This window comes from Streptomyces sp. HSW2009 (genome assembly GCF_040240285.1).
GTDB lineage: Bacteria > Actinomycetota > Actinomycetes > Streptomycetales > Streptomycetaceae > Streptomyces.
Genome location: NZ_JBEHZD010000359.1, coordinates 1 through 8,483, shown reverse-complemented (window position 1 = coordinate 8,483; position 8,483 = coordinate 1). Strand labels below are relative to the sequence as shown.

Here is an 8,483-nt window from a genome sequence, read left to right as displayed (position 1 = left end):
GGCGAGCGGCACCCCGCGCGGCCCGGCTCACGCGGGCAACGCCGGCCCGTCGCCCGGCCCCCCCCCCCCGGCCCCCCGGGGCGGGGGGGCCCCCCCCCCGCGCCCCCCCGGGGGCGCCCCGCCCGCCCGGGGGCGGGCCGGGCGGGGGGGGGGCGCGCCGCCCTGGACCACGTTCCGCACTTCCCGGCCCGGGCCGGGTCGCGGGCGCGGCCACCGGCGCCGGTGGCCCCGTGCGCCACAACGCAGCGGTTCGGCCCGTGGCGGGAGCCCCGCAGCGGCCCCGGGGCTCCCGGGGCGTCGCGGTCAGCCGCGGTCGATGACCGACATCAGGCGCCGGGCCGAGGGGTGCGTGCGGACGATCTCGGCGAGGGTGGTGTTGCCCCGCGTGATCTTCGCGAAGGCCCGCCAGGCCGGCCGGAGGCCGGTCAGCGCGGCGTGCACCATGCCGGGGCGCCGCTCGAACGCCGTCAGCAGCCGCCGGCCGACCCCCATCTCCACACCGAGGCCCGACTTGATGGCGAAGGCGTAGTTCAGGGCCTGCCGTCGGGCGTCGACCGCGTCGTGCGCCTCAGCGATCCGCACGGCCCACTCGCCCGCCAGCCGTCCCGAGCGCAGGGCGAAGGAGATGCCCTCCCGCGTCCACGGCTCCAGCAGCCCGGCCGCGTCACCGCAGACGAGCACCCGGCCGCGGGAGAGCGGCGAGTCGTCCGAGCGGCAGCGCGTCAGATGCCCCGACGAGATGCTCGGCTCGAATCCGGCGAGACCAAGCCGGGCGATGAAGTCCTGGAGGTAGCGCTTGGTCTCGACGCCCTCGCCCCGCGCCGAGATCACCCCCACGGTGAGGGTGTCGCCCTTGGGAAACACCCAGCCGTAACTGCCGGGTATCGGGCCCCAGTCGATCTGCACCCGGCCGGCCCAGTCCTCCGCGACGGTGGGCGGCACCGGGATCTCCGCTTCGAGACCGAGGTCCACCTGATCGACCTTGACGCCCACGTGCCCGGCGATCCGGCTCGCGCTGCCATCGGCGCCGACCACGGCTCGGGCGAGCACCGTCTCACCGTCCGCGAGCACCACGGCGACGGTGCGCCGGTCGGGCACCGAGGGCCCGTGCTGCTCGACGCGGGAGACGCTGGCGCCGGTGCGCAGGGTGGCCCCCGCAGCGGTGGCCGACTCCACCAGCGCGGCATCGAACTCGGGCCGGTTGATCAGGCCGAAGAGCACCTGCTTGGAGCGCCGGGTGCGGGTGAGCTTGCCGTTCAGCGAGAAGGTCACGGCGTGGACGCGGTCCCGCAGCGGCAGCTCAAAGCCCGGGGGCAGCGCTTCACGGGAGGGGCCGATGATGCCACCGCCGCAGGTCTTGTAGCGCGGCAGCTCCGCCTTCTCAAGCAGCAGCACTCTGCGACCCGCGCAGGCCGCAGCGTGCGCGGCGGAGGCGCCGGCCGGCCCTGCCCCCACGACCACGACGTCCCACACCGCCTCTCCGCCGTCGGCCGCGTCGCCGCCGCTGAGCCCCATCTCGCCGCTGTTGTCGCTGCTCACGATGTGTTTCTACTCCCGCTCGACCACTCGCTTCGGCTACCGGTCGCATCCTACGGCGCGCCGCCCGGCGGCCCCGCTGTGGGAAGATCGGTGGACCCTTCGCCCGTACGTACGGACATAACGCCGCGCCCACAAGGAGCGTTCCATGGAGCAAGCCTCCGTTCGCCAGACCGACCACACCGCGCTCGCTCAGACCGTGGCCTCACTTCAGGCACGGGCCCGTGCGGAGCTGACCGAACTGGTCGCCTTCAAGTCGGTTGCCGACCCGGCCCAGTTCCCGAAGAGCGAGTGCGAGGCGGCTGCGAACTGGGTGGCCGATGCGCTGCGTGGCGAGGGGTTCCAGGACGTCGCACTCCTGGACACCCCGGACGGCACCCAGTCCGTCTACGGCTTGCTTCCTGGCCCCGAGGGCGCGCCCACCGTGCTGTTGTACGCGCACTACGACGTGCAGCCGCCGTTGGACGAGGCCGCCTGGATCTCGCCGCCGTTCGAGCTGACCGAACGCGACGGCCGCTGGTACGGGCGTGGCACCGCGGACTGCAAGGGCGGTCTGATCATGCACCTGACCGCGCTGCGGGCGCTGAAGGAGAACGGTGGCGTCCCCGTCCATGTGAAGGTCATCTGCGAGGGTTCCGAGGAGCAGGGCACCGGTGGCCTGGAGCGGTACGCCGAGGCGCACCCGGAGTTGCTGACGGCCGACACGATCGTCATCGGGGACGCCGGGAACTTCCAGCACGGGCTGCCCACCGCCACGGCGACGCTGCGCGGGATGACCTTGGTGCGGGTCCAGGTGGACACGTTGGCGGGCAACCTGCACTCGGGCCAGTTCGGCGGCGCCGCCCCGGACGCGCTGGCCGCCCTCATCCGCGTACTGGACTCACTGCGCGCCGAGGACGGGTCGACCACCGTGCAGGGCCTGGCCTCCGACGCCAACTGGGACGGCCTCCAGTACGAGGAGGAGGATTTCCGCAAGGACGCCCGGGTGCTCGACGGAGTGGAGCTGATCGGGTCCGGCACCATCGCGGACCGGATCTGGGCCCGGCCCGCGGTGACCGTGCTCGGCATCGACTGCCCGCCCGTGGTGGGTGCCACGCCGTCGGTGCAGGCGAGCGCCAGCGCCCTGGTGAGCCTGCGGGTTCCGCCGGGCGAGGACGCAGCCGAGGCGACCAAGCTGCTCAGCGCCCACCTGGAGACGAACATCCCCTGGGGCGCCAAGGTGTCGGTGGAGCAGGTCGGCCAGGGCCAGCCCTTCCGTGCCGACACCAGCAGCCCGGCGTACGCGTCGATGGCCACGGCCCTGCGCGCCGCCTACGACGGCCAGGAGATGCGCATCGCCGGGATGGGCGGCTCCATCCCGCTGTGCAACACCCTCGCCGCGCTCTACCCGCAGGCCGAGATCCTCCTGATCGGCCTGAGCGAGCCCGAGGCACAGATCCACGCGGTCAACGAGAGCGTGTCCCCCGCGGAGTTGGAGCGCCTTTCCCTGGCCGAGGCACTGTTCCTGGTGGAGTACGCGACCAACACCACGGAGTAGCAACACCGAAAGCGATCGAGCGGACCGGCCCGGCACTGCGCGCGCCACGAAGGAGCTCAACTCGGTCGCAGGGCAACGCAGACAGCTTCATGACGGCCACGGCCCTGGCAGTCGCAGCGTCAGGTAGCCACAGCGCCGCATAGCCGTAGCACCGTGATCGCCATGGCTTGACGGCTGTCGGCGGTGCCGTGATCGCTGGGCTGGAGGAGGCGGAGGCGGGGAGGGAGGGGGTGGGGGGAAGCCCGAGATGTGTGGCCACCACCGCTTCCCACCTCCAATCCCCCTGCCCTAGCCCCACCCCCCACCCCTGCCTCCCCGTCGCCTCATGGTGAGGTGGGGTCGAGGGCTACGGGTTGGCCCGCCTCCAGGTTGAGGGGGTGGTTGCGTTCGCGGGCGCGGAGGGCCCAGGTCAGTCGGCGCATCCGGTCGGGCGAGAGCAGGCTCGTCGCCTCGGCTTCGGTGACGAAGCGCCAGCCACGGAGTTCGTCCGCGGGTAGCAACAGCTTGCCGATCTGGTGCTCGGTGAGCCTGCCGCCGTCGAAGAGCAGGCGCAGTCCGCCGTACTGCGGTGGCTGCGAGGGCTGCCAGTCCAGTACGAGGAGGCGCAGCGGGTCGGGCAGGTCGAGGCCCAACTCCTCGGCGACTTCGCGTACTCCGGCGCGGGCGGGTGCCTCACCTGGTTCGACGACGCCGCCCGGGAACTCCCAACCCGACTTGTACGTGGGGTCGACCAGCAGTACCCGGTCCTCGTCGTCGAAGAGCAGTACGCCGGCCGCCACGGTTTCGGCCGTGGGCTTGAGGGTCTGGACGAGGGTGCAGGTTCCGGCCCCCTCGCGCAACGCCTCCGCGACCCGCGCGGCGGCCTCGCCCGGGGTGAGCCCGTCGGTGCGGACGAGGTGAGCATCGGCGCGGAGCCAGGGCAGTGCCGCCTGATAGGGCGTCATGTGGTCGGGGGGCAGCGTCCGGAGCGACGCCGCTTCGCCCAGGGTGCCGGCCAGGGCCGTACGGCTCTCGACGCGCTCGCGAAGGATCGTTTCCTCCGCATGGAGCAGGAGGTGGCGTACGGGGATGCGGTAGGCGGCGAAACCGCCGAAGATCTCGTCCCGGTGATCCTGTTGCAGCAGCGTCATGGGCACCACCAGGACGCCGCCCAACTCCGCGTACAGCGCCACCACCGTGTCCACCACCAGCCGCCGCCAGGTGGGCAGTTCCTGGTAGTCGGTCACCTCCGCGAGGCGCTGGCGTGGCAACATCATCCGTAGGCCCTTGCCGATCAGCTCAGGGTCGAAGAGCGTGCTGCCGGGCAGCAGTTCGCACAGTGCGCGCGCCGTGCTGGTCTTGCCCACGCCGGATGTGCCGTTCAACCAGACGATCACGGGTTCCCCCTTCTCCGTAGGCCCCAGTCAGTTGCCCGCATCACCCTGCCACGAAAACGCGTGCGAGCCGCAGGGGGCGCGCTCGGCCGTCAGGGGGCGGCGCAGGGCGCGGCCAACCGACGCAGGGGCCGCCTGGACGGCGAGGGTACGGCGCCATCGGCGACGGATCACGGGCCGGCCGACGGCCGCCGTCCCGAGGTGTGTCCGCCCGCCGCAGGAACGTCACCCGACCTCAGAAACCGCCGCTCGCACCACCTCCGACGAGGCAATCCGGTGACCGGGCTGCCATGTCGCCGGCCGTTCACGGGTACGGGCCTCGACCCCACCCCGTGGTGCGTCGTCGCTGCCGTACGGTCGGCGGGCGAGGGCCCCGACATCGGTCGCTGGCCCCGAAGCAGGGCGAGGGCTCGGCGACACGCCCCTGCGTCCCGCAGCGGGTCGCATCAGTGCAGGCAGACAGGCATGCGCTCCGCGCCACGCGCCCCTGCGCTCCAAAACTGCTCCCACGCGCCCGGTCCTCGCCGCGAGCCACCGCGGCGCTCTCCGCAGGCGCGCTCGACTCCCCGCCGACGGACGGCCCGCCTACGGGAGCACCGGCCGGCCGCCCAGCGGTCGCACCACACCACCGTGTGACGCATTCGGACCCTGCGGCCTCGGTGCAGGAGCACATTGTCCATCTAGCCCCAGCGGCCTCGGCACTCCACCCCGTTCCCCTCAGACTCAGGCCAACCGGCAACCCCCTCACATCACCGCACTCCCTCGTACGGCCGCTCAGCGCCCCCGGCACCCACCTCGTTCTCCGGCCAACCACCCAGGCCCTGACCCGGCTTCGGCCCACGGAACGCGCAGCCCCTCACCCCGCAGCGGCCACACCCAGCGCGCCCGTACCCCCGTACCACTCCACCCGCCGCACATCCCGCCCACAGCAACGAAGCCACCCACCGCGACCAGCCTCCGTACACACGCGCACCCACCCCGATACGGCCCTCATCAGCCAACAACCAGCCACACCCACCCCACACACACGCCCCCATACCAACCCTCATCAACCAACAACCGACCCCGCCTCCCACACCCACCCCAACCCACTCACCCAGCCCCAGCCCCACCCATGCCCTGAGCCCACCCGTCCACTTCAACCACCGCCCCGCGCCTCACCAACCCAGACCCCCAGCCCCTCACCTCAGCCAGCCCACCCACTCCCTGAGCCCACCAACCTCTCAGCCCAGGCGCAGCAACCCACACCCGGGCCCCCCGCCACGCGGCCCCTGCCACCCGGGGCGGGACACGGCCTTCCGCCCCACAGCAGGCAGACGGGCAAGGCAGGCGAGGCAGTCAACCCGCCACCCCTAGCGCCGAGTTCGCAGCGCGATGGGTGACCGCTGCCGAGTGAGGTTCAGCAGACTGGTAGGCCAGGGGCCGGCTGGTCGTTGGCTCCGCCCTTGATGTAGACGACGCTGACGTAGACGCCCGCGTTGCCGCTGTCGTCGTCGGTCTTGGCCCACCAGACGTTGGTCCAGGTGCCGGACGTCTCGCGGCGGCCCAGGTTCTCCTGGCAGAAGAAGTAGTTGGTGCCCGCGTTCAGGGTTCCCGCCTGGGCGCCGTCGCGCGTGTACGAGGTCGCGGGGCGCCAGACCGTGCAGTCGTGTTTGCCGGCGCCCGCGCCCGAGGGGTGGCACACCGGTGCGGGTTGCTCGGTCGGTGTGCTCGGCTTGGTCCCCTCGTCGCGCGCCGGGTCCTTCTTCTCGTCGTCCCGTTCCTTCGGGTCGCTGCCCGTCTTGTCGTCGGAGCCGCGCTGGTCGTCTCCCTTGCGCTTGGCGTCGTCCGCATCGTCCGCGTCATCCGCATCGTCCGTACCCCGCTGGCGTCCCGACTCCGACGGTGAACCCGAAGTCGATGGGGTGGGCGAGACCTTGCCGTCCGGGCCGCGCTTGCCCTTGCCTCCACCGGCGGCCGGGTCTTGTGCCCCGCCCGGATCGGCGGCGCCCGGGTCCAACTCTTCGACGGCCCGGCCGGAGTCGTCGCCCGCCCGGTCGTCGCCGTCGTTGCCGCCGCGGTCCATCAGCGCGTACGTGATGCCGCCGGCCAGCAGGACGGTCGCGGTCGCCGCGGTGAGGAACGCGGCGCGCCGGTTACGGCGGCGCGCGGGCAACCGCCGCGTCCCACCGCCGCTGCCAGCAACCACGAGCGGCCCCGCGTCCGGCGTACCGGTCCGGCCATCCCGCACACCGCCACCGTCGACGGCGACACCCACACCACCGGGCGCCACTCCGCCATGCCCAGGCACCGCACCACCATGCCCGTACGACGCGGCAGCAGCATGCACCTCGGCGCCCGCCACCGGCGGCACCCCACCCCCGCCACCACCCGGCGCAGCGCCAATCCCACCCGCCGCGGGAAAACCCCCCGCGCCCACACCCGCCGCAGCACCCGCACCAGCCGCACCCGCAGCCACTCCCGGCGCCCCGAAGCCCCCGGGCGCCGCTCCTCCCGAGCCATCCGCCCCCTGCGCCGGGCCGGACACCGCCTGCGGGCCCGCCGCCTCGCCCGGGCCGCCGTACGCGCCGTACGGTGCCGCACCGCCCGCGGTGGCGGCGAACGGTGTGACGTGGCCCGCCGCGACCGCGTCGAGCAGCGCTGCGGCCTGGGCCGCCGTGGGTCGGGCGGCCGGGTCCTTGGCCATGAGCGCCCACAACACCTGGGTCAGGGGCCCGGCGCGGCGCGGTTCCGGCAGCGGCTCCGTCACGATCGCGGTCAGCGTGGACCACACCGAGGTGCGGCGGAACGGCGACGAGCCCTCGACCGCCGCGTACAGCGTCATGCCAAGGGCCCACACGTCAGAGCCGGGTCCCGGTTCGTGGCCCTGGGCCCGCTCGGGGGCCAGGTAGTCGAGCGAACCGATCAGTTCGCCGCTGCGGGTCAGCTTGGTGGCCGCGCCGTCGTCCGGCGCGTCCATCGTGGCGATGCCGAAGTCGGTGAGGACGACCCGGCCGCCGCCGGGCGCCAACGGACCTGCGGCGCCCGGCACACCCGCGCGGTCGAGCAGCACATTGCCCGGCTTGACGTCCCGGTGCAGCACGCCGACCTCGTGGCCGGCGGCGAGCGCCTCGGCGACCCGTGCGCCGATGGCGGCGGCGCGCAGCGGGTCGAGCACCCCCTCGGCCGTCAGCACGTCGTCCAGGGAAGGCCCGTCGATGAGTTCCATCACGATGACGGGCAGTCCGTTCTCCTCCGCCACGTCGTGCACGGTGATGACGCCGGAGTGCCGGATGCGGGCCGCGGCCCGTGCCTCGCGGCGCATCCGGGTGCGCAGATCGGCCAACTCCGCGGCGCCGGCGTCGGTGAAGGCCCGCAGGATCTTGACCGCGACCTCGCGGCCGAGCACCTCGTCCACCGCGGCGCAGACCACGCCCATGCCGCCACGGCCGAGTTGCCGTGTGACCCGATACCTTCCGGCCAGTACGCGGCCGGTGAGGTCCGCTCCGCTGTCCCCCGTGCTCACCGTGCTGTCGTCCCCTCACCCGTTCATGCCGCCCGCCCCTCCCCGTGTCCGCGCCATGGCGCCTGACAGGGGCGTTCCGGCGCCCGTCGCACTCAGCTTAGGCCCCGGGGACCGCGGACCCGCGCGGCCCCTACCGCCCCACGCGCTGTCCGGCGCGGGGACCCTGCACGGCACCGAATCCGGCCAGACCGCCGGCGCGGGCCGCGGCGGCTGCCGCGCCGATGAGCCCGGCGTCGGTGCCGGTGCGGGCGGGTACGACGGTCAGGTCGCGGACGAAGGAGAGCCGCGCGTAGTCGCGCAGGGTGCGGCGCAGTGGGGCGAATAGCACCTCGCCGGCGCCCGCGACCCCGCCGCCGATCACCACTCGCTCGACCTCGATCAGGGAGGCGGTGGCGGCGATTCCGGCTGCCAGGGCCTGCGCGGCGCGTTCGTAGGAGGCGCGGGCGACCCCGGTCTCATATACCCCACACCCCCCCCCCCCGCCGGCCAGCGCGCGGGGGGGGGCGGGGGGGGGGGGGGACAAAAAAGGCGG

Annotated in this window: 5 protein-coding genes; 1 reads left to right on the top strand and 4 read right to left on the bottom strand. The window is 73.7% G+C overall.

Annotated elements, in window-relative coordinates:
• Positions 1-303 precede the first annotated feature (303 nt).
• Positions 304-1,515, bottom strand: a complete 1,212-nt coding sequence (locus AAHZ94_RS23260) for a geranylgeranyl reductase family protein (protein WP_349994931.1) — start codon at positions 1,513-1,515, stop codon at positions 304-306.
• A 169-nt stretch (positions 1,516-1,684) separates the two neighbouring features.
• On the opposite strand from AAHZ94_RS23260, the gene AAHZ94_RS23255 reads away from it, so the two are divergent.
• A complete protein-coding gene (locus tag AAHZ94_RS23255; RefSeq protein ID WP_349994930.1) occupies positions 1,685-3,073 on the top strand; it encodes a dipeptidase in 1,389 nt (462 codons plus the stop codon).
• Positions 3,074-3,396: 323 nt separating this feature from the next.
• Here AAHZ94_RS23255 and AAHZ94_RS23250 read toward each other — a convergent pair whose 3' ends face one another.
• From AAHZ94_RS23250 to AAHZ94_RS23240, 3 genes are all read right to left on the bottom strand, one after another.
• Complete coding sequence (locus AAHZ94_RS23250; protein ID WP_349994929.1) at positions 3,397-4,449, bottom strand: NUDIX hydrolase; 1,053 nt, start codon at positions 4,447-4,449, stop codon at positions 3,397-3,399.
• A gap of 1,396 nt (positions 4,450-5,845) precedes the next feature.
• Positions 5,846-7,951, bottom strand: a complete 2,106-nt coding sequence (locus AAHZ94_RS23245; protein WP_349994928.1) for a serine/threonine-protein kinase — start codon at positions 7,949-7,951, stop codon at positions 5,846-5,848.
• Between the two features lie 130 nt (positions 7,952-8,081).
• A partial coding sequence (locus AAHZ94_RS23240; protein ID WP_349994927.1) for an ROK family protein occupies positions 8,082-8,483 on the bottom strand: 402 nt, incomplete at its 5' end.